This is a genomic window from Sphingomonas sp. RS2018 (genome assembly GCF_054489605.1).
This window is the reverse complement of record NZ_JBTMWL010000002.1, coordinates 342,439-367,719: the sequence shown is the minus strand read 5'-3', so window position 1 is coordinate 367,719 and position 25,281 is coordinate 342,439. Positions and strand designations below refer to the sequence as shown.

General features: G+C 69.1%; 26 protein-coding genes and 1 tRNA gene. 16 read left to right on the top strand and 11 right to left on the bottom strand.

Annotation, left to right across the window (positions count from 1 at the left end):
• Positions 1 to 65: 65 nt before the first annotated feature.
• The 4 genes from ACX40P_RS06850 to ACX40P_RS06835 all read left to right on the top strand — a co-directional run bounded on the left by ACX40P_RS06850 (position 66) and on the right by ACX40P_RS06835 (position 2,564).
• Positions 66 to 347 (top strand): integration host factor subunit beta, encoded by a 282-nt coding sequence (locus ACX40P_RS06850; RefSeq protein WP_459125576.1) that lies wholly within the window; start codon positions 66 to 68, stop codon positions 345 to 347.
• A gap of 290 nt (positions 348 to 637) precedes the next feature.
• Positions 638 to 724 (top strand) — tRNA-Leu (locus ACX40P_RS06845).
• 161 nt (positions 725 to 885) lie between these two features.
• Positions 886 to 2,142 carry an ABC transporter substrate-binding protein gene (locus tag ACX40P_RS06840; RefSeq protein ID WP_459125575.1) on the top strand — a complete coding sequence of 419 codons (1,257 nt, stop codon included), beginning with the start codon at positions 886 to 888 and terminating at the stop codon, positions 2,140 to 2,142.
• An 8-nt stretch (positions 2,143 to 2,150) separates the two neighbouring features.
• Positions 2,151 to 2,564 carry a DUF4112 domain-containing protein gene (locus ACX40P_RS06835; RefSeq protein WP_459125574.1) on the top strand — a complete coding sequence of 138 codons (414 nt, stop codon included), beginning with the start codon at positions 2,151 to 2,153 and terminating at the stop codon, positions 2,562 to 2,564.
• 4 nt (positions 2,565 to 2,568) lie between these two features.
• Here the strand turns inward: ACX40P_RS06835 and ACX40P_RS06830 are convergent, their stop codons facing one another.
• The 3 genes from ACX40P_RS06830 to nadC form a co-directional block, all read right to left on the bottom strand.
• Positions 2,569 to 3,282 carry a ribonuclease T2 family protein gene (locus ACX40P_RS06830; RefSeq protein ID WP_459126023.1) on the bottom strand — a complete coding sequence of 238 codons (714 nt, stop codon included), beginning with the start codon at positions 3,280 to 3,282 and terminating at the stop codon, positions 2,569 to 2,571.
• The gene (locus ACX40P_RS06825; RefSeq protein ID WP_459125573.1) at positions 3,282 to 3,704 is read right to left on the bottom strand and encodes a hypothetical protein; all 423 of its coding nucleotides are present in this window, start codon (positions 3,702 to 3,704) and stop codon (positions 3,282 to 3,284) included. The genes ACX40P_RS06830 and ACX40P_RS06825 overlap by 1 nt, the downstream gene beginning before the upstream one ends.
• 78 nt (positions 3,705 to 3,782) lie before the next feature.
• Positions 3,783 to 4,622, bottom strand: a complete 840-nt coding sequence (nadC, locus tag ACX40P_RS06820) for a carboxylating nicotinate-nucleotide diphosphorylase (RefSeq protein ID WP_459125572.1) — start codon at positions 4,620 to 4,622, stop codon at positions 3,783 to 3,785.
• A gap of 90 nt (positions 4,623 to 4,712) precedes the next feature.
• On the opposite strand from nadC, the gene ppk2 reads away from it, so the two are divergent.
• A complete protein-coding gene (ppk2, locus tag ACX40P_RS06815; RefSeq protein WP_459125571.1) occupies positions 4,713 to 5,447 on the top strand; it encodes a polyphosphate kinase 2 in 735 nt (244 codons plus the stop codon).
• 7 nt (positions 5,448 to 5,454) lie between these two features.
• On the opposite strand, the gene ACX40P_RS06810 is transcribed toward ppk2, so the two are convergent.
• The gene (locus tag ACX40P_RS06810; RefSeq protein WP_459125570.1) at positions 5,455 to 5,916 is read right to left on the bottom strand and encodes a hypothetical protein; all 462 of its coding nucleotides are present in this window, start codon (positions 5,914 to 5,916) and stop codon (positions 5,455 to 5,457) included.
• Positions 5,917 to 6,092: 176 nt separating this feature from the next.
• Between ACX40P_RS06810 and ACX40P_RS06805 the strand changes: the two genes are divergently transcribed.
• Both ACX40P_RS06805 and ACX40P_RS06800 read left to right on the top strand, forming a co-directional pair.
• The gene (locus ACX40P_RS06805; RefSeq protein WP_459125569.1) at positions 6,093 to 6,680 is read left to right on the top strand and encodes a PEPxxWA-CTERM sorting domain-containing protein; all 588 of its coding nucleotides are present in this window, start codon (positions 6,093 to 6,095) and stop codon (positions 6,678 to 6,680) included.
• Positions 6,681 to 6,814: 134 nt separating this feature from the next.
• Positions 6,815 to 7,465 carry a peptidylprolyl isomerase gene (locus ACX40P_RS06800; protein ID WP_459125568.1) on the top strand — a complete coding sequence of 217 codons (651 nt, stop codon included), beginning with the start codon at positions 6,815 to 6,817 and terminating at the stop codon, positions 7,463 to 7,465.
• Between the two features lie 52 nt (positions 7,466 to 7,517).
• Here the strand turns inward: ACX40P_RS06800 and ACX40P_RS06795 are convergent, their stop codons facing one another.
• Complete coding sequence (locus ACX40P_RS06795; protein ID WP_459125567.1) at positions 7,518 to 10,106, bottom strand: M1 family metallopeptidase; 2,589 nt, start codon at positions 10,104 to 10,106, stop codon at positions 7,518 to 7,520.
• A gap of 158 nt (positions 10,107 to 10,264) precedes the next feature.
• On the opposite strand from ACX40P_RS06795, the gene ACX40P_RS06790 reads away from it, so the two are divergent.
• Positions 10,265 to 11,221, top strand: coding sequence for an NAD(P)H-dependent flavin oxidoreductase (locus ACX40P_RS06790; RefSeq protein ID WP_459125566.1), 957 nt, complete (start codon positions 10,265 to 10,267; stop codon positions 11,219 to 11,221).
• Positions 11,222 to 11,393: 172 nt separating this feature from the next.
• Here ACX40P_RS06790 and ACX40P_RS06785 read toward each other — a convergent pair whose 3' ends face one another.
• Together ACX40P_RS06785 and ACX40P_RS06780 are read right to left on the bottom strand one after the other, a co-directional pair.
• The gene (locus ACX40P_RS06785) at positions 11,394 to 11,858 is read right to left on the bottom strand and encodes a DUF1465 family protein (RefSeq protein WP_459125565.1); all 465 of its coding nucleotides are present in this window, start codon (positions 11,856 to 11,858) and stop codon (positions 11,394 to 11,396) included.
• Between the two features lie 98 nt (positions 11,859 to 11,956).
• Entirely contained in the window at positions 11,957 to 12,154 is a 198-nt protein-coding gene (locus ACX40P_RS06780; protein WP_459125564.1) for a YdcH family protein, read from the bottom strand.
• A 90-nt stretch (positions 12,155 to 12,244) separates the two neighbouring features.
• Between ACX40P_RS06780 and ACX40P_RS06775 the strand changes: the two genes are divergently transcribed.
• Positions 12,245 to 12,445 (top strand): YdcH family protein, encoded by a 201-nt coding sequence (locus tag ACX40P_RS06775; protein ID WP_459125563.1) that lies wholly within the window; start codon positions 12,245 to 12,247, stop codon positions 12,443 to 12,445.
• A 100-nt stretch (positions 12,446 to 12,545) separates the two neighbouring features.
• Here ACX40P_RS06775 and ACX40P_RS06770 read toward each other — a convergent pair whose 3' ends face one another.
• The 4 genes from ACX40P_RS06770 to ACX40P_RS06755 all read right to left on the bottom strand — a co-directional run bounded on the left by ACX40P_RS06770 (position 12,546) and on the right by ACX40P_RS06755 (position 15,683).
• On the bottom strand, positions 12,546 to 12,908 hold the full coding sequence (locus tag ACX40P_RS06770; RefSeq protein WP_459125562.1) for a PilZ domain-containing protein: 363 nt from the start codon (positions 12,906 to 12,908) through the stop codon (positions 12,546 to 12,548).
• A 107-nt stretch (positions 12,909 to 13,015) separates the two neighbouring features.
• The gene (dksA, locus tag ACX40P_RS06765) at positions 13,016 to 13,483 is read right to left on the bottom strand and encodes an RNA polymerase-binding protein DksA (RefSeq protein ID WP_459125561.1); all 468 of its coding nucleotides are present in this window, start codon (positions 13,481 to 13,483) and stop codon (positions 13,016 to 13,018) included.
• An 80-nt stretch (positions 13,484 to 13,563) separates the two neighbouring features.
• Complete coding sequence (locus ACX40P_RS06760; protein ID WP_459125560.1) at positions 13,564 to 14,943, bottom strand: sensor histidine kinase; 1,380 nt, start codon at positions 14,941 to 14,943, stop codon at positions 13,564 to 13,566.
• Entirely contained in the window at positions 14,940 to 15,683 is a 744-nt protein-coding gene (locus ACX40P_RS06755; protein WP_459125559.1) for a winged helix-turn-helix domain-containing protein, read from the bottom strand. The genes ACX40P_RS06760 and ACX40P_RS06755 overlap by 4 nt, the downstream gene beginning before the upstream one ends.
• 60 nt (positions 15,684 to 15,743) lie before the next feature.
• Here ACX40P_RS06755 and ACX40P_RS06750 point away from each other — a divergent pair, with 60 nt between their 5' ends.
• From ACX40P_RS06750 to ACX40P_RS06720, 7 genes are all read left to right on the top strand, one after another.
• A complete protein-coding gene (locus ACX40P_RS06750; RefSeq protein ID WP_459125558.1) occupies positions 15,744 to 16,094 on the top strand; it encodes a hypothetical protein in 351 nt (116 codons plus the stop codon).
• Positions 16,091 to 16,813 carry an AcvB/VirJ family lysyl-phosphatidylglycerol hydrolase gene (locus ACX40P_RS06745; RefSeq protein WP_459125557.1) on the top strand — a complete coding sequence of 241 codons (723 nt, stop codon included), beginning with the start codon at positions 16,091 to 16,093 and terminating at the stop codon, positions 16,811 to 16,813. Before ACX40P_RS06750 ends, ACX40P_RS06745 begins: the two co-directional genes overlap by 4 nt.
• A 33-nt stretch (positions 16,814 to 16,846) precedes the next feature.
• Positions 16,847 to 17,263, top strand: a complete 417-nt coding sequence (locus ACX40P_RS06740; protein WP_459125556.1) for a DUF2147 domain-containing protein — start codon at positions 16,847 to 16,849, stop codon at positions 17,261 to 17,263.
• Positions 17,256 to 19,889, top strand: coding sequence for a bifunctional lysylphosphatidylglycerol flippase/synthetase MprF (gene mprF, locus ACX40P_RS06735; protein WP_459125555.1), 2,634 nt, complete (start codon positions 17,256 to 17,258; stop codon positions 19,887 to 19,889). Before ACX40P_RS06740 ends, mprF begins: the two co-directional genes overlap by 8 nt.
• A gap of 1 nt (position 19,890) precedes the next feature.
• Positions 19,891 to 20,607, top strand: coding sequence for an AcvB/VirJ family lysyl-phosphatidylglycerol hydrolase (locus ACX40P_RS06730; RefSeq protein ID WP_459125554.1), 717 nt, complete (start codon positions 19,891 to 19,893; stop codon positions 20,605 to 20,607).
• A 75-nt stretch (positions 20,608 to 20,682) separates the two neighbouring features.
• Positions 20,683 to 23,988 carry a glycosyltransferase gene (locus tag ACX40P_RS06725; RefSeq protein ID WP_459125553.1) on the top strand — a complete coding sequence of 1,102 codons (3,306 nt, stop codon included), beginning with the start codon at positions 20,683 to 20,685 and terminating at the stop codon, positions 23,986 to 23,988.
• Between the two features lie 108 nt (positions 23,989 to 24,096).
• The gene (locus tag ACX40P_RS06720) at positions 24,097 to 25,278 is read left to right on the top strand and encodes a molybdopterin molybdotransferase MoeA (protein ID WP_459125552.1); all 1,182 of its coding nucleotides are present in this window, start codon (positions 24,097 to 24,099) and stop codon (positions 25,276 to 25,278) included.
• Positions 25,279 to 25,281: the final 3 nt, after the last annotated feature.

The following is a 25,281-nucleotide window of genomic DNA, read 5'->3' as shown; positions in this document are numbered from 1 at the left end:
AAGAGCATGCACGCAAGGGCGGCCAACCACGGCTTGTCTGCTCGGGGACGCTCTGGGGGGGCGGAATGATCCGATCTGAACTGGTAAATCTATTGGCGCGCGATCATGCCGATCTCGCACCGCGTGACATCGAAAAAATCGTCGACGTCTTCTTCGAAGAGATTGTCGACAGGTTGATCGCTGATGGCCGCGTCGAACTGCGCGGTTTTGGCGCCTTCTCGACCCGCGCGCGCGACGCCCGCCAGGGCCGCAACCCCCGCACCGGCGAGACGGTGGCGGTGGACGCCAAGCGCGTCCCCTATTTCAAACCCGGCAAGGAAATGCGCGCTCGCCTCAACGTCGAGTAGGGCGTAAGGCGGCAGCAGATAGCGTAGCTATTGGCTGACGCGCCGCACGCCGGCCGGCCTTGCTGCAAGCAAGGTTCGACGTCACGACGCGGCTTTGCCGCGGCGCGTTGCAGGCGGAACCGTCCGCAGCCTTTGCTGTGACGCAATTTTCCGGCACAGTCGCCTCATGAAAACGCTAGCGTATCGAGCCGTCATGCGAGTAAATCGCATGACGTCGGACAGGCTGACGCCTGCCGGCCGGCTCGACACGGTGACGACCAAGCTGCGCTTGCTCTGCTCCGTGTCAGCGCGCGGACGTGGCGAAATTGGTAGACGCACGGGACTTAAAATCCCTCGCCTGAACAGGCGTGCGGGTTCGAGTCCCGCCGTCCGCACCACCCGACTGCTGGTCGCCTGCCTCGCGCTCGCCGCATGCGACCGGCGGCCCGACAACATCCCGGTCGTCGTCAGCGTCATCGGTGGCCCCGCAGCCATCACCGCCGCGCGCGATCCTTCGCTCGCCACCCGCACGCTGCGCAGCGCCACCGCGCAGGGGTTGGTGCGGTTCGATGCCTTGGGCGGTATCGAGCCTGGCCTGGCCGAACGCTGGATCGTCCGCGACGACAACCGCAGCTTCATCTTTCGCCTGCGTGACGGGACGTGGCCCGATGGCCGCCCCATCGTCGCACAGGACGTTGTCGCCGTCCTCCGCCGCGCCATCGCCGGACGCGGCGACGCGACCCTCACCCCATATCTGACCGCGATCGACGAGATCGTCGCGATGACGCCGCAGGTGATCGAGGTCCGCCTCGCCCGGCCCCGGCCCGACCTGCTCAACCTGTTCGCGCAGCCCGAGCTGACCGTGCCCGCGCCGGGTCGCGGCATCGCCGGCGGCGGTCCGTTTCGCATCGACGGCAACCGTCGCCCGATCCTGCTGCGTCCGATCGTCGACGAAGGCGGCGAGGACGATGCCGCGCCGGCGCCCGAGGATTTCGTGCAGCTGCGCGGCGAGCGTGCGTCCGTCGCGATCCTGCGCTTCGCCGGCAAGCGATCCGACCTCGTTACTGGTGGCACGATCGCCGACTGGCCGCTGCTGGCCCAAACGAGGGTCGCGCCCGCGAACATCCGCGTCGACGCCGCCGCCGGTCTGTTCGGCCTCGCCATCGCCCGTCGGGCAGGGTTTCTCGCTACGCCCGAGCGCCGCGCCGCCATTGCGCTCGCGATCGATCGCCGCGCGCTGACCGCAGCGTTGCGCGACCGCTGGCCCGGCACCGAGACGCTGCTGCCCGACCAATTCGACGCCGCCTCCGCGCCCGTCCTCCCGCTGTGGTCGACCGTCGCCGCGGACCAGCGCGCCACCGCCGCCGCCGCGATCGTGGCGGGCTGGGCACAGCCGGTCCGCCTGCGCATCGCCCTGCCCGCCGGCCCCGGCATGACCCTGCTCTACGGACAGCTGGGCGCGATGCTGCGTCGGGTCGGCATCGATACCGTCCGGGTCGCCGCGGACGACGACGCCGACCTGCGGCTGGTCGACGCCATCGCGCCGTATGACAGCGTCCGCTGGTATCTGCGCACCGCGTGCCAACCGTGCGCCGCGCCGGTCGCCGCGTTGATCGAGGGCGCGCGCGATGCCGATACGCTGGCCGAGCGCGCGCAGCTGTTGTCGGCGGCGGATGCGGCGCTGGCGGCGGACGTCGCCTTCGTGCCGATCGCACGGCCGTGGCGCTGGTCGCTGGTCGCTGCCCGGCTCGACGCCTTCACCACGAACGCGCGCGGAGTCCACCCGTTGAACCACCTGCGCAGCCCACCCAATTAGGGGTGATGATGAAACCCATGCCCATGCCGCCCGCCGCCGCCCGCTTGTCGCTCGGCACCGATCCGGCCGCTGTACGGCAGCGGGTCGAGGCGCTGGAAAAGCTGCTGGAGCGCAGCTTCACCATGCCCGGCATCAACCGCAAGTTCGGGCTCGACTTCGTCGTCGGGCTGGTGCCGGTGGCGGGCGACCTGATCGCCGCGGCGATGGGCGGCTGGCTGGTGTGGGAGGCGCGCAACCTCGGCATGTCGAAGTGGCAGCTGGCGCGCATGTCGGCCAACGTCGGCTTCGACGCGCTGCTCGGCGCCGTGCCGTTGGTCGGCGATGCGGCGGATTTCTTCTTCCGCTCCAACACCCGCAACCTGCGGATCATCCGCAAGCATCTCGATCGCCATCACCCCGGCACAATGACGATCGATCGCTGAGAGCTCAGCGTCCCCCGCGCCAGATCTTCAGCAGCGCGCCGGGCTTCAGCCCACCCTGATGCTCGGGACAGGTCACGTATGCAAAGCGCGTGTCGAGGCACAGCCACACCTCGTCCAGCCACCCCTGCCGGTTCGCGGTCACCCGCATCATCCGCGCCGTGAGCCCGCGATTGACACGCGCGAAGGCCGTAGCGAACTGCCCCGCGGTCAATGACCTGCGCCGCGACAGGGCATCCATGTCCGGATAGCGCAGGTCGCGATACAGCGCGGTCGATCGCGCGAAGTAGGTCGCCGGCGGTATGCCCATGCAGGTGCCGTGCTTGGCATATTCGTGCTGCAGCAGCTGTACCGACGGCGTCGCGCAAAGGTTGCGGCGGATCAGGTCGGCCGGCAGGATCGCCGCCGGGCGACAATATTGCGGCCAGGTCTTGCCCTGCCCATCCGGCCACAGCCCGTGCAGCGTGAAGCCGAAGCGATTGCCCGATCCGCACTGGAACCGCGCCGAATCACGCGTGCCGTTCTCATGGCAATATTGCGGGGCCCAGGTGATCGCGAGCGTATAGCTGCCGATCGGGATGTCGCGCTTGGGCTCGCGCACGCTCGGCCCGTCGGCGCGCGGCGTCTCGATCTGGTCGGGCACCGCGCATTGCAACGCCTGCGCGGAGGCCGCGGCGGGCGCGACGATGAGGGTTATGGCGGCGAGCGAGCGGGCGAGCATCATTCGACATCCTCCAGCCCGTCGTCGAACCACGCGCGCGTATCCGGCCGAAACATCAAATAGGTCGCGACCAGCGTCAGCGCGAAGGACAGCAACGTTACCACCGTCTCCGTCGTCGCAGTGAACGCGCCCCCGCCGAGCGACAGACCGACCCAGACCGTCCACAGCGCGGTGCAGATCGTCAGCACCCATTTGGCGATCACGCTGCCTTGCCGCGCGATCAGATACCAGAGCACCAGCGGCACCGCGAAGTAGATGGCGGTGATCGTCGGCAGGAACCAGCCGCCCAGCTGTTGCGTCGCGCTGACGACATCGGGATTGGCCTGCACATCGCCCCAACCCAACATCGTGTTTCCAAGCCCGATCACCCAGGCGCCCAGATAGCATCGCTCGAACGCGACGATCGACGGTGGCCGCTGCATGAAATCCCTTCCCCGATGTCCCTGCGCACGATCCTAGCGCGCGCGTTGCCGCGCGCAATCGGTGAGGGGCGATCCGCGTCAGGCGGTCGCGAAATCGAGCCCGATGTCGGCCGCCGGCGCTGACTGGGTCAACCGCCCGACGCTGACGAAGGTGACGCCGGTCTGCGCGATGCTGCGAATCGTCTCCAGCGTGACGCCGCCCGACGCCTCGGTCGGCACCCGCCCCCCGACCAGGGTCACCGCCCCGCGCAGCGTCGCGGCGTCCATATTGTCGAGCAGCAGGTGGGTGGCGCCGGCGGCAAGCGCGGGTTCGATCTGGTCGATGCGATCGACCTCGACGATGATGTCGGCAATGCCGGCGCGCACGGCCCTAGCGACCGCCTCCCCCACCGAACCGGCGACCGCGACGTGGTTATCCTTGATCATCGCCGCATCCCACAGCCCCATGCGATGATTGCGCGCGCCGCCCATACGGGTCGCGTACTTCTCGAGAAGGCGCAGGCCGGGGATCGTCTTGCGCGTATCGAGCAGCGTCGCGCCCGTCCCGGAAATGGCATCGACATAGCGGCGCGTCAGCGTCGCGATGCCCGACAGATGCTGCACGGTGTTCAGCGCCGACCGCTCCGCAGTCAACAGCGCGCGGGCACGGCCCGACAAGCGCATCACGTCGGTCCCCGCAGACACGCGCGAGCCGTCCTCCACCAGTCGCTTGACCCGCACGTCGCTATCCAGCGCGCGGAAGAATGCTTCAGCGATCTCCAGCCCCGCAACGACGATCGCGTCGCGGCTGTCCATCACCCCGTCGAACCGCGCATCCGCCGGGATCACGGCAGCCGAGGTGATGTCGCCCCCGTCGCCCAGATCTTCCGCCAGCGTGGCCGCGACGAAGCCGTCGATATCGAAACCGGGGATGTCCAACGCTTGTGATCCTTCGTGCGCACGACCGCGAGTGGTCAATCGACGCGGCTGTGCCATAACCCGCCTCGGTTTCACAGGAAGGACAGCTAGGTGGCAAAACACAGGCTCCAGCGCGCGCTGGTCGAGACGCAGCTGGCCGCGCAGAAGAGCGGCGAGCGAATCCTGCTGGTACTGGAGGGGCGCGACGCCGCGGGCAAGGACGGTCTCATCAAGCGGCTGACCGAGCATCTGTCGGTGCGCGCGACCCGTGTCGTCGCGCTGCCCAAGCCATCGGATCGCGAGCGCGGGCAATGGTATCTGCAGCGCTATGTCGCGCACCTGCCCGCCGCGGGCGAGTTCGTGATCTTTAACCGCAGCTGGTACAACCGGGCCGGAGTGGAGGTCGTCAACGGCTTCTCGACCCCGGTCGAGCAGGCGCAGTTCCTGCGCGACGTGCCCGAATTCGAACGCATGCTGATCGAAAGCGGCATCCGGCTGGTGAAGCTGTGGCTCGATATCGGCAAGGAGGAGCAGGCCAAGCGCCTCGACGCGCGCCGAGCCGACCCGCTGAAGGCCCTGAAGGTGTCACCCCTGGATGCCGTCGCGCAGGAAAAATGGGACGACTATTCCGCCGCGCGCGACGCAATGCTGCTGGCGACGCACACCGCCGCGGCACCTTGGGTCTGTGTCGCGACCGACGATAAGCCGACCGCGCGCAAGGCGGCGATCCGCCATATCCTGCGCACCGTCGCGCCGAAGGAAATCGCCCACGACGTGAAGGCACCCGATCCGGACGTGCTGTTCATTTATGATCCCGACACCGCGAAGGAGCGGCTGGCGAAATAGCCCGGCGCTACGCCGCCAGCGCGTAATGCCCCGGTCGGTCGTCGTCGTTGGCGGTCGGTCGCGTCTGCGCAGGCCGCGACCGCCGCGCGCGGCGCGGGCGCCGGACGATGCCGCGCAGCCGCGCCACCAGCGGACGCAGCCGTGTCGTCGATGCCGCGATCGTTCCCATCACGATCAGGTCGACGTACGTCGCGATTTCCGCCGTCGCGAGGACGCTCAATATCTCCGGCGAGGCCATCGACAGGAGCTGCACCCCCTCCATCTCGAAAATGGCGAGCACCAGCGCGACGAACACGACCAGTCCGATCGCAATGAACACATGCCCGCGCGACAAGCGCCCCAGCCACCGCCCCGGCGCCACCACCAGCCAGTCTTCGAGCAATCGTCCGACCGGGGTACCGCGCGCCATCATCAGCGCCGCCCACACCATCACCGCCACCGCCACTGCCGTCACGCGCCCGATCTCCATCCTCGCTCTTGGCGGGAGATAGGAAACGGGCATCCGTTACGCCAGCGCAAGGACCATCCACCACCGAACGAAATCGACCAATCGCTGTCGCCCTTGATCCAGATCGATAGCTATCTAATTAACAGCGGGTTAACAGGATCGTCGTGGCAGAGGCCGCGAAACGGGGACATACGATCATGACGATGCTGAAAACGACTTTGGCTTGTGCCGCACTGGCCGCCGCCGTTCCGACCGCGTCGCATGCGGCGATCATCGTCGTCGACGTCACCGGCGCACAGAGCTTCGGCGCGCGTGGCGCCGCCGGAAACGTCATCCGCACCGTCAATATAGGTGCCGGTTCGATCGTCACGGGAGTCGGCTACGACGTAACGATCACTGCCTCCTCCCCCAGCTATCTCAGCGAGGCCGCCTTGGCCTTCACCAATAGCGCCAACACCGCCGGCGTGCTTCTGACGCCGGGCGTCGGCGTCAATTCGCCCGGCAGCGGGACATACGTCGATGCCGTCGACCTGACCGCGGAGGACTTGAACTTCACGGTTGGCAGCGACGGCATTCTGCGTCTCGAGTTCTTCGAGACCTTCAACGATTCGTCCGTCAGCCCGGATGCGATCTGGACCCGCGGCACCATCACCTTCCGTTACGACGAAGCGATCGCCGCCGTGCCGGAGCCCGCGACCTGGGCGATGATGACGCTCGGCTTCGGCGCGGTGGGCTTCGCGATGCGCCGCCGTGCCAAGGTGGCGACGCGCGTGCGTTTCGCCTGAATTCCTTCACCGAAAGACACTGGGCGCACAGCCGTCGGTCGCAAGACCGGCGGCTGTTTTGCGTCCGGCGGCTTTCCAAACGACCGCCGCCCACCCTATCGGGGGGTCGTTCCCGTCCCCGACCCGAGTATCCGATGCGTAGCCTGATCGCGTTCCTGCTGTGCCTGATCGCCCTGCCCGCCACCGCGCAGATCCCGCCCAACCGGCCGACGCCCGGCTATGTCCGTGTGCGGATCGAGACGAACGTCGGCAACATCGTCGTCGCGCTCGACGCCCGGCGCGCACCCGCGACGACAAAGAACTTCCTCGCCTATGTCGACGACGGCCGCTTCGACGGCACCGCCTTCTACCGGTCTGCCCGCAAGAAGGTCGCGCCGAAGTTCGGCTTCATCCAGGGCGGCATCCGCACCGATGCGCGCCGCATGCTTCCACCATTCCGGCTGGAGAAGACGACGCAGACCGGGATCAAACACCTCGACGCGACGATCTCGATGGCGCGCCCGGCCTATGGCGGATCGGCGGGCGGCAACTTCTTCCTGACAATCGGCCCCGCGCCGAACATGGATGCGGCCGGGCAATATGAAGGCTACCCCGCGTTCGGCCGCGTCGTTGCCGGCATGGACACGGTGAAGCGCATCCTCGCGCTCCCCACCGGCGGTGGATCGGGCGCGATGAAGGGGCAGATGCTGCTCCAGACAATCACCATCCGCCGCGCCGTGAGGCTGGACGGCAAGCCTCAACCCACCGGCATGGTGAAGCCTTGGCTGCTGGGCGTGGGCGGCTAACGCCTACCGAAACCGGGTAAGGCGGTGGCCGCTGCGACCACCGCCCCTCGGCTCAGTTCCCAGCCCAGGTCGTCACCGCTGGACGCAGGCGATCGGCGAACGTCGCCCGGTTGCGGATCGAATTGATCGTCCGCTCCGCCGGCCCGCGCGATGTCGCCGGCAGGGTTTCGGCGAAGGTCCGGATCTTGCCGATCATCGCCGGATCGTTCGATCGCCCGCCCAGCTGCACGATGAAGCTGGAGCGCGAGCTGGTTTCCAGCAGCGGGTTGACGATGGCGCCGTTCTTGCTGGCGAAATCGAACGCCATGTCGGGATGCGCCCCCGCCACCGATGCCAGCAAGCTGACGCGCTGCTGATCGGTGAAGTCGGACGCGCGAACGAGTTCGAGCGCGCGCGCACCCAGCGCCGGATCCTTCGCCGCGCCCAGCAGATTGATATAGCCGTTCTTCACGACCGGATCGTTCTCGCTCTTCGCCAGCGCAAGCAGGCCTTCCCACTCCGCCGGGGTCGCATTGGCAGCGAAAGTGCCGAGCACCGGACGACGCAGCGCCGGCGGGATTGCGGCGGAGTTCGTACGCAGCTCACCGGCATAGCGGCGCGACCGCTCCACCACGCGCGGATCGCCCGCACTGCCCAGCAGCGATACCAACGTCTCGCGCAGGATCGTCACCTGCGGCGCATCGTCACGCTTTGGCTCCAGGCCATAGCGGTCAAGCGCCGGCGCCAGTGCCGCCAGCGTCCGCGCCTTCACCCGGTCGCCCAGCGGCGTGCCGTCGTACAGGTCGGTGATCCGCGCGAGCTGGCCCGCCACCATCGTCCACACCAGCGGATCGGCATCGGCGCGCACCGCCGCCACCGTCTCGAAATAGCGGCCCAGATCCTGGTCGCCGCTCATCCCCAGACCCATGTCGTCGCCCAGCAGGCCGACCTGATCCGCCACCGCCAGCCGTGCGAAATCGCGCACGATCGCAGCGTGCCCGGCCGCATCGTAGCGGGTGCGATAATAGCCCGTCTTGCCCGGATTGACGACCAGCGTGCCGCAACCGGCGACGCTCGCCGGCTGCGCGGTCGCGCCGCGGATTTCCTTCGTCGCCGGCGTGGCAGTGCCGCCGCCCACGGTCGTCATCGTCACCGGCACGCGCCACGTCTGCGCGGTCTTCGACGCGGCATCCAGCCCGAAGCGACTCTGGGCGAACCGCGCTGTGGTCTGCCCACCCGCGCAGGCGATGTTCGACACGCTGATGAGCGGCACGCCGCCCTGCAGCGTGAAGTCGTGCATGAACGGCGCCACGTCGCGACCCGTGGCTGCGGAGATTTCCGCCCACAGCTGGTCGGTCACGGTGTTGTTGTACTTGTACTTCGCCATGTAGCGGCGGACGCCGTCGCGGAACTTGGTCGCGCCGACGCTGCCCTCCAGCATGCCGATCACGGCCTGCCCCTTCTGGTAGGTTATCGTGTCGAACGCCTCGCCGATCTGGTCGACCGTCTCGACCTTGCGGATGACGGGGTGGGTCGCCGCGGTCGCGTCCAGCCGCATCGCCGCCTCGCGCTCGGTCGCGACGTTCTGGTTCTCGTACCGCCACGCGGGGTTCAGGTCATTGGTCGCCTTCCCCTCCATCCAGCTGGCGAAGCCCTCGTTCAGCCAGAGGTCGTCCCACCAGCGCATGGTAACGAGATCGCCGAACCACTGGTGCGCCATCTCATGCGCGACGACCGAATAGATGCGCTGCTTGTCGCTGACCGTCCCGCGTTTGGGATCGAACAGCAGGGTCGGCTCGAAATAGAAGATCGCACCCCAATTCTCCATCGCACCGAAGAATTGCGACGATCCCGGCCCGGCGATCATGTCCATCTTTGGCAGCGGATAGGGTACGCCGAAGTAGTTGTTGTAATAGTTGAGCAGGTCCTTCGCCGCCTGCAACGCATAGTCGCCCTGGTCGACCACGCCCTTACGCGTGATGACGCCAATCTCGGTCTTGCCGGCACGGATCGTCTTGCGCTCCACCTCGCCCATGCCGAGGTAGAGGAGGTAGCTCGACATGATCGGGCTCTCGGCGAAGGTGTAGAGCCGGCGACCGCCGGCCACCGTCGTCACGCGCGCCGGCATGTTCGAGAACGCCAGCTGACCCGCGGGGGCGATCGCGTGCAGCGTGAACTTCGCCTTGAACGACGGCTCGTCCCACATCGGTGCGAAGCGACGCGCGTCGGGCGCCTCGAACTGCGTCGCCAGCATCCGCTGCTTCTTGCCGTTGGCCTCGGTATAATCGATCGCGAACAGGCCGGCGGCCGATGTGTTGATCTTCCCCGTCCAGGTGAAGGCGATGCGGTGATTGCCGACCGTCGCCGGGCGCGGCAGGGTCAGCGTCAGGCGCTGCGTCGCCGCATCGGCCGCCACCTTCACCTGCTCCCCGTCGAATGTCGCCAGCGTGACATCAAGGTCGGCGGCGTTCAGCACGATCGTCCGTGTCGGCGCGGTGACGCGCACGTTGATCGTCTCGCCACCGCTGAAGGTCATCGCCTCGGCGTTGGGCTCGATGCGGATGTCGTAGCTGACCGGCACGACCGTGCGCGGCAACTGTCCCTGCGCCAGCGCGGGCGAGGATACGGTCAGCAGGAGAGCGGTCAGGGCGAGCGATTTCATCGACGAACTCCGTAAGGTGATGCCGCCGCCCTGCGCCGTCCCGCGCGCGGGCGCAAGCGGTGGCGTAATCGCGATGAAGCGAACGGCAGGGGCGGCCCGCTGGACGGCACGCCCTCACCCGCTGGACAGCACGCACGCGCCCGCTACACCTGCGTCCCATGTCGTTGCCGCCGCTGTTCGATCGCCTGTCGCTGCCCGTCATCGGGTCGCCGCTATTCATCATCTCGGGACCCGAACTGGTCATCGCCCAGTGCAAGGCGGGGATCGTCGGCGCCTTTCCGGCGCTGAACGCGCGGCCGCAGGCGATGCTCGACGAATGGCTGCACCGCATCACCGAGGAACTGGCCGCGCACAATCGCGACCACCCGGATCGCCCCGCCGCGCCGTTCGCGGTCAACCAGATCGTCCACCGCAGCAACGACCGACTAGAGGCGGATCTGATGACCTGCGCCAAATGGCAGGTGCCGATCGTCATCACCTCGCTCGGCGCGCGCGAGGATCTGAACACCGCCGTCCATGGCTGGGGCGGGATCACGCTGCACGACGTCATCGACGACCGCTTCGCGCGCAAGGCGGTGGAGAAGGGTGCGGACGGCCTCATCGCGGTCGCCGCCGGCGCCGGCGGCCATGCCGGGCGACTGTCGCCCTTCGCGATCATTCAGGAAATCCGCCAGTGGTTCGACGGGCCACTCGCGCTGTCCGGCGCCATCGCCAATGGCGGCGCGATCCTCGCGGCACAGGCAATGGGTGCCGATCTCGCCTACATCGGTTCGCCCTTCATCGCGACGACGGAGGCTAATGCGGTCGACGGCTATAAGCAGGCGGTGGTCGACGCACGCGCCAGCGACATCGTCTATTCGAACCTCTTCACCGGCGTCCACGGCAACTATCTGCGCGCCTCGATCGAGGCCGCCGGCATGGACCCCGACGCCCTGCCGGAAGGCGATCTGAAGACGATGAACTTCGGCGGCAACGAAGGCAGCAAGGCCAAGGCGTGGAAAGACATTTGGGGCTCCGGCCAGGGCGTCGGCGCGGTGCAGGCGGTAGAACCGGTCGCGACGCGCGTGGCGCGCTTCGCGGCGGAATATGCGGCGGCGAAGGCGCGAATTAGCTGAAATTACGGCAGGCCGCTGCCACACCACAAACGTCATTTCCGCGAAGGCGGGAAAGCATTTAGGCAACCGCAGCGGATATGAGCAGCGTCGGCGTCAATCTGTTCCGCCTGCGCGGGAATGACGTCTTCGGAAGTGCTGTTCCGCCCCGAATGACCTTTAGGCGGCACTCACCCTAAAACGACGACGCCAGCCGATCCTGCATCGACCGCGCCGGGCTGACGTCCATCCGCTTACCCATCTGCGCCTCGTCGAAGCGGCGGACGCGGCGGTGGAGATCGACACTCGCAGCGATCAGCAGCCGCGCGCCGTCGGGCAGATGCGCAATCGCGGCCTCATCGGTCGCCGGCGCATCGCCCAGCCGGCGGGCCGGGTCCATCGCATCGCGCGCGTCGATCTCGCCAGTCGCGACCGCGCGCTGCGTCAGCAGCCAGGCGATAACGTGCATCAGCCGCGTCGTCACCTTCATCGATTCGCAGGAGAAGACGACGCGCGCCAGCGGCGCCATGGTTTCGCGGTCATGCCGTCCGGCCTCATCGAAGTATCCGCGCGCCTCGTCGGCCAGCAGCATCGATTCGACGTATAGCGAATCGATCAGCCGGCGGTGCATCCGCGAATGGCCCTGCGGCAATGTCGTCATGTCTGCGTTCACCCCCGCACCTTGCCACCGGTGTCCGCCCGCGGAAACTCCCAAGTCATTGAACTACTGTCCCGTTGCGGGGCGCGGTACGCAACCGGTCAGGCGATGATATCGGGCACCAACATGTCCTCCAGACGCGCGAGTTCGTCCTTCAGCGCCAGCTTGCGCTTCTTCAGTCGCGCGATCTGCAGCTGGTCGGGGCCCGTCCCCGCCATCAACGCAGCCGTCGCCGCGTCGAGGTCGCGGTGTTCCGTCCGCAAATAGGCGATCCGCTGGCGGATCTCGGCATCGTCCATCGCAAATTCCGTCCGTGACACGGCCCATCGCCGAAAATGGCTCGATCCACCGATTGCATCGAATTTCGGGCGCGACAAGGCAACCAAGTCATGTTCTACTCGTCCATCCCGCACCACCAAGCAGGAGATACCTTCATGCACGGAACGCACCGTTTGGCGCTCGAGGCGAAGCACGCCACGCTCGATGCACGGATCGCCGAGGAACAGGGCCGCCCAGCGCCCGACCAGGCCGCCATCGCGGAACTGAAGCGTCAGAAATTGCGCCTGAAGGAAGAGATCAGCGTAAACTGAACCGCGACGACGGCGGGCGCACCGGACCGGTCGCGCCCGTCAAGGTCGCGAGGTCAGTCCAACCGATATCATAGAGTAGAAACGAGCGGCGCCGCCGCAATTACAACGGCTTCAACACCGGGGTGAACCGTCGCGATGTCGCCGTCACCGGCTTACGCGCCAGCATAGGATCGATCGGCGAGTCGAAGGCGACGCCGATGCGTCCCTCTGCCACCCAGGCGATCGTGCCGCGAACCTGCCCCACGCCGCGCAGTTCGATCACGACCATGTCTCCGGTGCCCCCGGGCCCGACGAACTCAGCCATCAACCCGCCCTCCGACAGGTTGCGTACGCGCACCTGCACCGGCCCGGTCTGACCCGTCACGGTCAGCGTCGCCGCGAGCAGCAGGCTGTCGCGCGCGGTCCGCGTGGCGCCCTCTGGCGCCTCATCGCTGTTGTCCTGGCCGGTGGGACGATGATCCATCATGGAATCCGGTAGTTAGACGGAAAAAAGGGTCGACTGCGTCCCTACATCACGAATCTGGTTTTCAAAGCGTAAAAGGTCGACAATCCGCCCGCCGGCACTCGACTTTAGTCTTCGCGCGACACCCGCTCGTTGCGTTCGTGCCGTTCCTGCGCTTCAACGGTCATCGTCGCGATAGGCCGTGCCTCCAGCCGCCCCAGCGAAATCGGCTCGCCGGTCACTTCGCAATAGCCGTACTCGCCCTCGTCGATGCGGCGCAGCGCGGCGTCGATCTTGGCGATCAGCTTGCGCTGGCGATCGCGCGTGCGCAACTCGATCGACCAGTCGGTCTCGCTCGACGCGCGGTCGGCCAGATCGGCCTCGCGCAGCGGATCATTCTGCAACTGGTTCAGCGTGCCGGCCGCCTCTCGGTAGATGGCATCCTTCCACGCGTTCAGCTTCTGACGGAAATAGTCCTGCTGGCGCGGATTCATGAACGCCTCGTCGGCGGTCGGGCGATAGCCCTCCCCCGTGTCGTTCGCAGCAGCCGGCCAGACTTCCACAGGCTCGCTCACCCCGTTTAGAACAGTCGCCATCCCCAACTCTCCACACCGGTCTTTCCCGAGTGCCAAAGCGCTGTCGGGAAGCCGCCTCGTTTGCCCCGCGCCGCCTATAGTCAAGGGGATGTGGGCGCACAAGCGACCTTCTCCGCCGCAGCGGGCAGGCGGATGGTGGCGATCAGGCCCGGTACGGCATCGTCCAGAATCAGGTGGCCGCCATGCAACCGCGCCACCGCCGCGACCAGCGACAGGCCCAGCCCCGCGCCCGACGCCGACCGCGCCGAATCGAGCCGCCCAAACCGCCGCAGCGCGGCCTCGCGTAGCGCAGCGGGAATGCCGCGGCCCTCGTCTGCAACGCTCAACGACAGCCCAGTGCTAGTCTCGGTCACGGACAACGTGATCGTGCCTGCCCCATATTTCAGTCCGTTATCGATCAGGTTGCCGATCGCCTGCCCCAACAGCTCCCGCTGTACCGGCCGCATCGCCGCCGGCCCGGACAGCACGACGACCGCGCGACCTGCGTCCTCCGCGACCGGCCCGTAGATCTCGGCCAGATCGGACAGCATCGCGGCAAGGTCGACCGCGACGAATCCGTCGTGGCCGACGCCCGCATCGGCACGGCGGATGCTCAACGAGGTCTCGATGATCGCCAGCAACCGCCCCGCCTCCTCCTGCGCCTGGGCGATGGCGCGTGCCGCCGCGGGATCGGTCGCCGCGTCGCCGGCGCGGTCGAGCGCGGCGCGTAGGCGGGTAACGGGCGATTTCAGGTCGTGCGCCATCGCATCGGTGGCGAGCCGCAGTTCGTCGATCAGCGCGTGCAGCCGGTCGAGCGTCGCGTTGACCACAGTCGCCAGCGCGGCGAACGCGTCATGCCCGCCGCCCGGCAGCACGCGCAGCGACAGGTCGCCGCGCTGCGCCGCCTCCAGCGCACGTACCGGCTCCGCCAGACGCGACGCGAACATCCGCGCGGCCAACCATGCCGCAACCGCGGCCAGCAGCGCCGCCAGCACCAGCGCCGCCACGCTGGCGTCGGCCAGCACCGCGATCGCGCGGGTTTCGCCGCGCACCGCCAGCCCGCTCAGCAGGGCGCTTCCCTCCGGCAGCCGGGTGACGCGGACCCGCACCGTTTCAGGCCCGTCATGCCCCGTCCGCCGCAGCGTCATCGTCGCGCCGTGCCGTCCCGGTGTCGCGTCAGCGGGCCAGGCAGACAGATTGCCGGCGACCGGGCGATGCCGGGCATCGGCGAGCAGCACCACCGCACCCGGCGTCACGCGTCGTGTCGCCCGGTCGCCGATCGTGCGGGCCAGACCGGGCAGTCCGTCGCGGGCATAGACCGCCAGCAGGTCGTCGCGCAGCACGTCGACGGCGGCGTCGGTCTGCCGCGCGATCTCCCAGCGGACATAGGCGCCGCTGCCGGCCAGGATCGCCGCCGCGGCGACGATCTGGCAGGCGAAGACCAGCAGCGCGAGCCGCAGCGTCGTGCTCGCCTGGCTCACGGCGCGCTCGCCAGCCGATAGCCGACGCCGCGCACCGTATGCAGCAACGGATGACCGAACCCGTCATCGACCTTGCGCCGCAGCCGGCTCAGGTGAACGTCGATCACGTTCGTCCCCGGATCGAAATGATAGTCCCACACGCCCTCCAGCAGCATCGTGCGGGTGACGACCTGCCCGGCATGGCGCAGCAGGAATTCGAGCAGGCGGAATTCGCGCGGTTGCAGCTCGATCGTCTTGCCGGCGCGAAGGACGCGACGGGCGAGCAGATCCATCTCCAGATCGTCGTGGCTCAGCACCGTCTGCCGCGCCACCGCCGACGCGCTGCCGCGCCGGATGAGCAGCGCGATGCGCGCCTCCAGTTCCGAGAATGCGAACGGCTTCGTCAGATAATCGTCGGCACCGCTGGTCAGGCCGCGTACCCGGTCCTCGGGCGCGCCGAGCGCCGACAGGAAGATCACCGGGGTCGCGATCCCCGCCCCGCGCATGCCCGCCAGCACCGCCATGCCGTCGATGCCCGGCAGCATCCGGTCGAGCACGATGCAGTCGAAGCTGCCGTCGGTCGCGAGGAACAGCCCGTCGCGCCCGTTGGCGGCGTGATCGACGGTATAGCCCGCCTGCTGCAGCCCCTTCACGACGAAGTCGGCGGTCGCCGCATCGTCCTCCACCACCAGAATCTTCACGCCTTGGCCCCGTTCGTCGTGCGTCGCCGCGCGTAGCGGATCGTCGTTCGGCGCGCGCATTACCAATCCGTCATGTCGCCGTCACCACGCGGCATGCCCGGCTCCGTCACAGCCGGCACCATGACGAAGCCCGCACGTCCCCCAGCCAAGCGATCGGCCAGCCGGCTCGACGAGCGCGCGTGCGAGATGATCTTTCCGGTTTCGGCCGGGCTGATCGGCGTCTGCCTGACCGCGATCGGCATCATCCAGGTGATCGTGAGGCCCCATCATCGCAGCACCCTGGCCGACGACCTGCTGTCGGTCGACGCGGTGCTGTTCCTCGTCGCGATGTTGGCGTCCTATCTGGCCCTGCGGGTGCAGAGCGAGGTGCGGCTGCACCGCATCGAGCGCATCGCCGACCTGGCGTTCATCGTCGGCATGGGCCTGCTGACGACGGCCTGTTTCGTCCTGACATACTGGATGCACCCGTGAAGCAGCGGTGGCGGCAGGTCGCGATGGCGTTGCTGTTCGCGCTCGTCGTCGGTGCGACCGGCTATCTGCGGGATCTCGGCTATCCGGACGGACAGGTGTTCACGCTGGTCCCGGCGACCCGCGTCGCAACCCCGGCGTCGCGCGGCACCACCGCGGTCTTCCTGTCGGGCGACAGCGGGTTCAACACCGGCATGGGGCCGCGGATGATGCAGCGCATGGCCGACGCGGGCATTCCCGTGGTGGCGGTGAATTCGCTCACCGCCTTCGCCAGCCGCCGCACGCCGCAGGAGGCGGAGACTCTGGTCGAGCAGGCGATCGCCATTGCCGCGGCCTTGCCCGGTACGCGCCGCGTCGTGCTGATCGGCCAGTCGTTCGGCGCCAACATCGCGCTCGCAGCCGTGCCGACGCTGCCGACCGCGATCCGGCGCCGGCTCGCGATGGTCGAACTCGTCGTCCCCGCCGATACCATGTTGTTCCGCGCGACGCCCGGCGGCGTGTTCGACGTTTCGCACGACGGGCCCGCCCTGCCCTACGCCCGTCGCATCACCGGCGTGCCGGTGCTGTGCATCCACGGCGAGGTCGAGGACGACAGCCTTTGTCCGATCTGGCGGACGCCGGACGTGACGTCGGTCGCGCTGCCGGGCGGCCATTATCTCGACCACGACGACGCGCTGGTCGCGGCGACGCTGCTGCGTGCGCTGCATGTCACGATCGGGTGACCCGCGATGCCATTCGATACCTGGAGTCCTGAAATGCTGAGGTCCATCTCGTTCGCCGCGCTGGCGCTGCTGGCGGCCGCGCCCGCCGCCGCGGCGCCCGCCCTGCCGGAGGGCATCTGGATCAACCCGCGCCACAGCGTCGCGGTCCGCACCGGATCGTGCGGCGCGCGGCTGTGCGGATGGGTGGTCTGGGCGAGTGCGGAGGCGCAGGGCGACGCGCGCGATTCGGGCACCGGAAAGCTGATCGGCACGAAACTGCTGCAGGACTATCGCGCCGAGGGCGACCACCGCTGGAAGGGCACCGTATTCGTCCCCGACATGCAGCGCAGCTTCGATTCGGAGATCGCGCAGGTCTCCCCCGTCACGCTGAAGATCAAGGGCTGTATTCTCGGCGGCTTCATCTGCAAGTCGCAGCTCTGGACGCAGATCGCCGAGCCGCCCCGTGGCTGAGCTTAAGGCGCTTGCCGGCCGCTATCGCGGCCTCCTCCTCGCAGGAGTGGCGATCGTCCTGCTCGCCGTCGCGCTGCTCGCGCTCGACCGGCTAACGCGCGAGATCCACTTCGCCGATGTGAAGGCGGCGCTGGCGACGCTGACGCCGCACCGGATCGTGCTGGCCGGAACGCTGACGGCGCTCAGCTATCTCGCGCTCACCTTCTACGACGTGCTGGCGCTGCGCATCATCGGTCGCCCGCTACCGTGGCGCACCGCGGCGACCGCGTCGTTCACCAGCTATACGCTCAGCCACAATCTCGGCCTCGCGCTGCTGACCGGCGGGTCGGCGCGCTACCGGGTCTATACCGCGGCGGGACTCGACGGCCCCGATATCGCGCGCGTCATCGGGCTGGCGGGCGCGACCTTCTGGTCGGGCGTGATCGGGGTGACGGCCATCGCGCTGGTCTGCCATCGCGGGGCGCTCGACCTGTCGGGCCTCGCGCTGACCGCCGGACAGACGACGGCGGCCGGCATCGCCATCCTGATCGCGGTGGCGGGCGTCTTTGCCGCGACGATCCTCGTCCGCGGGCCGATCCGCATCTTCGGCATCGTCATACCCCTGCCCGGTCCCGGCCAGTTCGTGCTCCAGCTGCTGGTCGCCGCCGTCGATCTGGCCTGTGCCAGCGCCGCGCTGTTCGTGCTGATGCCCGATGCCGCGCCCGCGCTGCTGCCTGCCTTCGTGCTCGCCTATGCGCTCGGCATCACCGCGACGGTGGTGACGCATGTCCCCGGCGGCATCGGCGTGTTCGAGGCGGTGGTGCTGGGCGTGCTGCCCGGTGACCGCGTCACGCTGGTCGCCGCGTTGATCGCCTATCGCGTGATCTATTATCTCGCGCCGCTGGCCTTCGGCATCGTGCTGCTCGCTTGGCACGAGGGGCGCCGCCAGCGCGGCACGATGCGTTTCATCACGGGGCTGGAAAGCGCAATCGCCAGCGTCGCGCCGCTGCTGCTGGCGGCGGCGGCGTTCGCGGGCGGGGCGCTGTTGCTGCTGTCGGGCGCGCTGCCAGCGCTCGCGCCGCGCATGGGGGCGTTGGCGCATGTCTTGCCGCTGCCGTTCATCGAGGCGAGCCACCTTGCCGCCAGCGTCGTCGGCACGCTGCTGCTGTTGCTGGCGCCAGGCCTCTACCGCCGGCTGGACGGTGCGAACCTCGCCGCCCGTGCGCTGTTGGTAGCAGGTGCCGCCTTCTCGCTGATGAAGGGCATCGATTACGAGGAAGCCGCGGTCTGCCTCGGCGTCGCGGCGCTGCTGCACTGGACGCGCGGTGCCTTCTATCGCCGCACCGCGCTGACGCAGACCCCACTCAGCCCCGGCTGGCTGGCGAGTGTCGCGGTGGTGTTCGGCGGCGCGGTGTGGGCGGGCTTCTTCGCCTTCCGCCACGTGCAATATTCGGACGACCTCTGGTGGCATGTCGGCGTCCACGGCGACGCGCCGCGCTTCCTGCGCGCCAGCGTGGTGAGTGCGGCGGTGCTGATCGGCTTCGCGCTGTGGCGGCTGCTCGCGCCGGTACGCGCGCGTCCGGCGCCCGAGGCGTTCGATGCGGACCGAATCGACGCCGCGCTGACCCATGCGGGGCGAACCGATGCCATGCTGGCGTTGACCGGCGACAAGCGTTTCGTCTGGTCGGACGCGGGCGACGCCTTCGTGATGTACGGCATCGCCGGCGGCAGCTGGGTGGTGATGGGCGATCCCGTCGGCCCGCCAGACGAATGGCCCGACCTGCTGTGGCGGCTGCGCGAGGCGGCGGACCGGGTGCAGGCGCGGCTGCTGCTCTACGAGGTGTCGGGCGCGGTACTCGATCTCGCGATCGGCATGGGGCTGGAGATCGTCAAATTCGGTGAAGAAGCGCTCGTCGAACTCGACGCGTTCGATCTGGAAACGCCGCGCCTGCGCACCATACGCCGCGCGGCCCGCGGGCTGGAGCGCAAGGGGCTGTCGTTCCGCGTCGTCCCGGCTGCCGCGCTGCCCGTGGTCATCGACGAGCTGCAGGCGGTTTCCGACGAGTGGATGGCGTCGAAGGACCAGCGCGAGAAGATGTTCAGCCTCGGCCGGTTCGATCGCGACTATCTCTCGCACTTCGACACCGCGATCGTGCAGCGCGAGGGACAGATCATCGCATTTGCCAACATCTGGGCGACGCCCAATCGGGCGGAGGCGTCGATCGACCTGATGCGCCACCGCCATTCGGCGCCGGGCGGCACGATGGACTTTCTGTTCGTGCAGATGATCCTGTGGGCCGCGGCGCGGGGGTTCACGCGCTTCTCGCTCGGCATTGCGCCGCTGTCGGGCATCGCCGACCGCCGGCTGGCGCCGGCGTGGGCGCGCGTCGCCGCATTTGCCTTCCGCCACGGCGAGCGCATCTACGGCTTCCGGGGGTTGCGCGCCTACAAGGAGAAGTTCGCGCCGCGCTGGGAGCCGCGCTACGTCGCCGGGCCGCACGGTATCGGCATGCTGCTGGCGCTGCGCGACACGACCCGGCTGATCGGCGGCCGCGTCGAGCCACGCCCGGCCGCGCCGCCCGCGGTCGCTCCGACGCCTCGCGCCGAACCGCCTCGCGCCGTCTTCGCTCTGGCGACGCACAGCTGAGATGCGACAGACGCTCACCCGCATAGTGCTGGCGCTCGGCACGCTGCTGGTGCTCGGCGCGACGGTCGTGTCGTGCGCGCCCAGCATGTTCGCGGGCGAGGCCTATCAGCGGATCGCGCCGACCGGTCGGTTCCACGGCACGGTCGCGCTGTTCGTGTCGGGCGATGCCGGGATGCGCTTCGGCATGGGGCGGCCGGTGACGCTCGCGCTCGCCGGTATCGGCATCCCGGTGATCGGCATCAGCTCGCCCGTCGCCTTCGCCGACACGCATAGCCGCACCGCGGTCGACGCCGTCGTGATAGCCGGGGTGCGCCGCGCATTGGCGGTGCCGGGCACGAAGCGCGTGGTGCTGATCGGCCAGTCGTTCGGTGCCGACCTGTTGTCGACCACCGCCCCCGACCTGCCGCAGGACCTGCGCGCGAAAGTCGCCGCGATCGTGCTTGTGGTGCCGGCGCGGGCGACCTTTTTCCGCGCCGATCCGCTCGGCCTCGCCTATCACGCCGCGCCCGACGCGCACCCCGCCGCGGCGATGCGGGGACTGCGCTGGGCACCCGTCACCTGCATCCAGGGCGTGCAGGAAGAGGACAGCCTGTGCCCGCTGATCGACGGCGTACCAGCGACGCGGATCGTCATGCCGGGCGGGCATTTCCTGCGCCACGACGATGCCGGGCTGATCCGCGTGATCCTGCGCCAGCTGGCGCGCGACCACGCCACATGACCAAAGCGTAATCCGGCGCCCACCGCCCGATCATCCCGCGTCGCCCACGACGACGCCGGACAAGCGGGACATTCGATGCGCAAACCGATCTTCCTCGATCCCACCGGCCGGCGCGGGCGATGGGCGAAACGTATTTTGGCGATCGCGATCCTGCTGATCCTGCTCGGCGGCGTCATCTTCGCATCGACCCTGGTGTCAGTGCCGCGCGGGCGCGATCTGGCGCTGCCCCTGCCCCAGCCGCATGCCGCCGCGATGCGCGGCACGCCGCCCCGCCACGGCCTCGCCGCCTGGCTGCCGCGGATCAAGGCGCCCGCCGCCAGCTCCCCGCTGTCGGTCGGCTTCTACGTCCCCGGCGACGAATCGAGTATCGCGTCGTTGCGCCGCAATGTCGCCGCGCTCGACTGGGTAGTGCCCGCGACCGTCACCATCACCGGCCGGAAGCACGACCTCACCGTCGATCCCGACCCGGCCTTTGCTCGCATGATCGCCGCAATGCCGCATCCGCCGCGCGTGCTGCCGATGGTGCAGAACTATGATCGCGGGACATGGGACGGCGCCGCCGCCGCCGCGCTGTTCGCCGATCCTGCCGCGCGCGCTCAGATGATCGCGCGTCTCGCCGCCGTCGCTGCCCGACCCGGTAACGGCGGTCTGGTGCTGGATTTCGAGGCACTGCCGACTACCGCGATGCCGCGCTACCTCGCCTTCATCCGCGTCTTGCGCGCCGCCTTGCCCGCCGGCCGTCAGCTCGCCGTCACCGCCCCCGCCGGCGATGCGTCATGGCCGCTGGCGGCGATCGCGGCCTCGGTCGATCGTGTCATCCTGATGGCCTATGACCAGCATTGGCAGGGCGGCGAGCCCGGCCCGATCGCCGCACAGGACTGGTTCGTCCGCCAGGTCGCCGACGCCCGCCGCGCGATCGGCGGCGACCGGCTGGTCGTGGCGCTCGGCAGCTACGGCTACGACTGGCACGGCGGCCACTCCGATGCGCTGTCGATCGAGGAGGCATGGCTCGCCGCGCACGACAGCGATGCCCGCCCCGCCTTCGACCCGGCCAGCGGCAACACCGCCTTCGCCTATGACGAAGGCGGCGAGCGTCACACGATCTGGATGATGGACGCCGCAGCCAGCTGGAACCAGCTGCGCGCGCTGCAACAGATGGGTATCGACGACATCGCGCTGTGGCGGCTGGGCAGCGAGGACGCCGATTTCTGGCCCGCGCTCGCCGCGTTCCGAAAAGGCGGTCGCCCCGACCTGACCCACCCACGGGCGCTGCTCGAAACCGATGTCGAAGGCAGCGGCGAGGTGCTACGCATCACCGCGACGCCGACGCCCGGCCGGCGCATCGTGACGTTCGACGGCACCGGTCTGATCCGCGCCGCCAGCTATGCCGCCATCCCGACGCCCTATGTCGTCCAGCGCGCCGGTGCCGCCGACCCGAAGGCGATCGCGCTCACCTTCGACGACGGTCCCGACGGCACATGGACGCCACGCATCCTCGACGTGCTGGAACGCGCGCACGTCCCCGCCACCTTCTTCGTGATCGGGGAGAACGTCCTCGAACATCCCGGCCTCGTCGCCCGCATCGTCCGCGGCGGCAGCGAACTGGGCAACCACAGCTACACCCACCCCAATCTCGCGGGTGCGTCGGACGCGTCCACCAGCCTCGAACTGAACGCGACGCAGCGCGTGGTCGAGGCCTATACAAGGCGGCGGATGACGCTGTTCCGCGCGCCCTATTTCGGCGACGCCGAGCCGACCACCACCGACGAATTGCAGCCCGCGCTCGCCGCGCAGCAGGCGGGCTACACCGTCGTCGGGCTGCACGTCGATCCCAACGACTGGCAGCGGCCGGGCGCCGACGCGATCGTCCGGCAAGTGGTCGATCAAGTCCGCGCCGGCAGCGCCGACCGCTCGGCGAACGTCGTCCTGCTCCACGACGGCGGCGGCGATCGCGAGCAGACGATCGCCGCATTGCCGCGTATCATCGCGACGCTGCGCGCGCAGGGCTATCACTTCGTCACCGCCTCGCGCCTCGTCGGCATATCGCCGGCGCAGGCGATGCCGGTGGTGGCGGGACGCGACCTGACCGCGGTACGGATCGACGTCGCCAGCTTCATCATTGTCGCGGGCGTCATGTTCCTGATCGGCTGGATCTTTTACCTCGCGATCGCGCTCGGCATGGCGCGCGCGGTGCTGATGGCGGCGCTGGCGTGGTGGCAGACCCGGCGGCGCCGTAGCGAACCGCCGGTGTTCGCGCCTTCCGTCTCGGTCATCATCCCCGCCTATAACGAGGAACGCGTGATCGCGACGTCGATCGAACGCATCCTCGCCAGCGACTATCCCGCGCTGCAGATCATCGTCGCCGACGACGGATCGCGCGACGCGACCAGCGCGATCGTCCGCACGCGCTTCGGCGACGACGATCGCGTGACGCTGCTGACGCTGCCGAACGGCGGTAAGGCCGCCGCGCTCAACCGTGCGCTGCTGCACGCGAGCGGCGAAGTGGTGATCGCGCTCGACGCGGATACGCAGTTCGAGCCCGACACGATCCGCCACCTGGCGCGCTGGTTCGCCGATCCTCGCATCGGGGCGGTCGCGGGCGACGCGCGGGTCGGCAATCGCGTCAACCTCGTCACACGCTGGCAGGCGGTCGAATACATCACTGCGCAGAACCTCGAACGCCGCGCGCTCGCCGGCTTCGATGCGATGACGGTGGTGCCGGGTGCGGTCGGCGCCTGGCGCCGTACGACGCTCGATGCGGTCGGCGGCTATCCGGAGGACACGCTGGCCGAGGATCAGGATCTCACCATCGCCGTGCAACGCGCCGGCTGGCGCGTGACCTATGATCCAGAGGCGGTCGCATGGACCGAGGCGCCGGAGAGTTTCGCAGGTCTGGGCAAGCAACGCTATCGCTGGGCGTTCGGCACGCTGCAATGCCTGTGGAAGCATCGCGGTATCTGGCGGTCGCGCCGCCCGCGCGGGCTGGCGCTGGTCGGCCTGCCGCAGGCGTGGATCTTCCAGATCCTGTTCGCCGCCATCTCGCCCGTAATCGACCTCGCGCTGGTCGTGTCGGTGGTGGGCACCGCGCTGCGCGTCGCGCAGCATGGCTGGGCGCAGACGTCCGGCGACGTCGCGACGATGGCGCTCTACTGGGTCGCCTTCACTGCGGTCGACGTCTTTTGCGGCTGGATCGCCTATAGGCTCGACGGCGGGCAGGCGCGCTATCCCGCCCATCTGCTGGTCGCGCAGCGGGTAGTGTACCGTCAGCTCATGTACGGCGTCGTGCTGCGCGCGATCGGATCGGCGATCGGCGGCTGGGTGGTCGGCTGGAGCAAGCTGGATCGCAGCGGGCGGGTCGCGGTGGCGGAAGGGCCGAGATAGTCCGACCTCGCCCAACAGCCTTTCAATGTCCGGGCGTCGGGGGCAAAGCGCGTCTATGTGTGCTCGCCTTCCCGCTCTTGCGTTCAGCCCAGCGCGCGAGCGACGCGCATGACCCTCATCCCGGTCGCCGAAGCGCAGTCCCGCCTGCTCGCGCTCGCCACACCCCGCCCGGCCGAGACCGTCCCGCTGGCGAAGGCCGCCGGCCGCTGGGCCGCCGCCGACGTCGCCGCCACGCGCACCCAGCCCGATGCGGACCTGTCAGCGATGGACGGTTATGCCATCCGCTTCGCAGACCGGACCGCGCCGATGCGCGTCGTGGGTGAGAGTGCGGCCGGACGTCCCTTTTCGGGACAAATCGGCGCGGGCGAGGCGGTCCGCATTTTCACCGGTGCGGCCATGCCTGCCGGCGCGGACTGCGTGCTGGTGCAGGAAGAAGCGGCGCGGGCCGGCGATACGCTGACGCTGTCGGGCGAGGGGCCGAAGGGCGTCGGCGGCAATGTCCGCCGCCGCGGATTGGACTTCGCCGAAGCCGAGATCGTCGTCGCCGCGGGCGAGCGCTGGACGCCGCCGCGCGTCGCGCTCGCCGGGCTCGCCGGTCACGCCACCGTCCCCGTCCGTCGCCGGGTGCGCGTCGCGATCGCCTCCACCGGCGACGAACTCGTCCCGCCAGGCACCCCGCTCGCGCCCGGGCAGTTGCCCGAGAGCAACGGCGTCCTGCTCGCCGCGCTACTGGCCGACCTGCCCGTCGAGATCGTGTCGCTTGGCATTCTGCCGGACCGCCTTGACGTTCTCACCGCCGCCTTTGCCGCGGTCGATGCCGACATCCTCGTCACCACCGGCGGCGCGTCGGTCGGCGACCACGACCTCGTCCGGCCCGCGCTCGAAGCGGCGGGCGCGACGATCGACTTCTGGCGGATCGCGCTGCGGCCGGGCAAACCGATGATGGCCGGGCGGATGCGCGACACCGTGGTACTCGGGCTGCCCGGTAATCCGGTGTCGGCCTTCGTCACCGCCACCTTGTTCCTGCGACCGCTCGTCGCGGCGTTGGGCGGGGCGTCCGCGCCCTTTCCCCCAACCTACACCGCGCCGCTCGGCGAACCGCTCCCCGCCAACGGCCCGCGCACCGATTATCTCCGCGGCGCGGTGATCGACGGGCGCGTTCTTGTCGCCGCCATCCAGGACAGTTCGATGCTGCGCACGCTCGCCCGCTCGACCTGCCTCGTCCTGCGTCAGCCGCATGCCCCGCCGGCGGCAATCGACGATCTCGTGGAGCTGTTGCCGATCGCTTGACAG

What these genes read in the sequence shown, in the direction of transcription:
- ACX40P_RS06850 (WP_459125576.1), top strand. Translation starts at nt 66, where the DNA reads ATGATCCGATCTGAACTGGTAAATCTATTGGCGCGCGATCATGCCGAT.
- ACX40P_RS06835 (WP_459125574.1), top strand. Translation starts at nt 2,151, where the DNA reads ATGAAACCCATGCCCATGCCGCCCGCCGCCGCCCGCTTGTCGCTCGGC.
- ACX40P_RS06830 (WP_459126023.1), bottom strand. Translation starts at nt 3,282, where the DNA reads ATGCTCGCCCGCTCGCTCGCCGCCATAACCCTCATCGTCGCGCCCGCC.
- ACX40P_RS06825 (WP_459125573.1), bottom strand. Translation starts at nt 3,704, where the DNA reads ATGCAGCGGCCACCGTCGATCGTCGCGTTCGAGCGATGCTATCTGGGC.
- ACX40P_RS06810 (WP_459125570.1), bottom strand. Translation starts at nt 5,916, where the DNA reads ATGGAGATCGGGCGCGTGACGGCAGTGGCGGTGGCGGTGATGGTGTGG.
- ACX40P_RS06805 (WP_459125569.1), top strand. Translation starts at nt 6,093, where the DNA reads ATGACGATGCTGAAAACGACTTTGGCTTGTGCCGCACTGGCCGCCGCC.
- ACX40P_RS06800 (WP_459125568.1), top strand. Translation starts at nt 6,815, where the DNA reads ATGCGTAGCCTGATCGCGTTCCTGCTGTGCCTGATCGCCCTGCCCGCC.
- ACX40P_RS06795 (WP_459125567.1), bottom strand. Translation starts at nt 10,106, where the DNA reads ATGAAATCGCTCGCCCTGACCGCTCTCCTGCTGACCGTATCCTCGCCC.
- ACX40P_RS06790 (WP_459125566.1), top strand. Translation starts at nt 10,265, where the DNA reads ATGTCGTTGCCGCCGCTGTTCGATCGCCTGTCGCTGCCCGTCATCGGG.
- ACX40P_RS06785 (WP_459125565.1), bottom strand. Translation starts at nt 11,858, where the DNA reads ATGACGACATTGCCGCAGGGCCATTCGCGGATGCACCGCCGGCTGATC.
- ACX40P_RS06780 (WP_459125564.1), bottom strand. Translation starts at nt 12,154, where the DNA reads ATGGACGATGCCGAGATCCGCCAGCGGATCGCCTATTTGCGGACGGAA.
- ACX40P_RS06775 (WP_459125563.1), top strand. Translation starts at nt 12,245, where the DNA reads ATGTTCTACTCGTCCATCCCGCACCACCAAGCAGGAGATACCTTCATG.
- ACX40P_RS06770 (WP_459125562.1), bottom strand. Translation starts at nt 12,908, where the DNA reads ATGGATCATCGTCCCACCGGCCAGGACAACAGCGATGAGGCGCCAGAG.
- dksA (WP_459125561.1), bottom strand. Translation starts at nt 13,483, where the DNA reads ATGGCGACTGTTCTAAACGGGGTGAGCGAGCCTGTGGAAGTCTGGCCG.
- ACX40P_RS06755 (WP_459125559.1), bottom strand. Translation starts at nt 15,683, where the DNA reads ATGCGCGCGCCGAACGACGATCCGCTACGCGCGGCGACGCACGACGAA.
- ACX40P_RS06750 (WP_459125558.1), top strand. Translation starts at nt 15,744, where the DNA reads ATGACGAAGCCCGCACGTCCCCCAGCCAAGCGATCGGCCAGCCGGCTC.
- ACX40P_RS06740 (WP_459125556.1), top strand. Translation starts at nt 16,847, where the DNA reads ATGCTGAGGTCCATCTCGTTCGCCGCGCTGGCGCTGCTGGCGGCCGCG.
- ACX40P_RS06730 (WP_459125554.1), top strand. Translation starts at nt 19,891, where the DNA reads ATGCGACAGACGCTCACCCGCATAGTGCTGGCGCTCGGCACGCTGCTG.
- ACX40P_RS06725 (WP_459125553.1), top strand. Translation starts at nt 20,683, where the DNA reads ATGCGCAAACCGATCTTCCTCGATCCCACCGGCCGGCGCGGGCGATGG.
- ACX40P_RS06720 (WP_459125552.1), top strand. Translation starts at nt 24,097, where the DNA reads ATGACCCTCATCCCGGTCGCCGAAGCGCAGTCCCGCCTGCTCGCGCTC.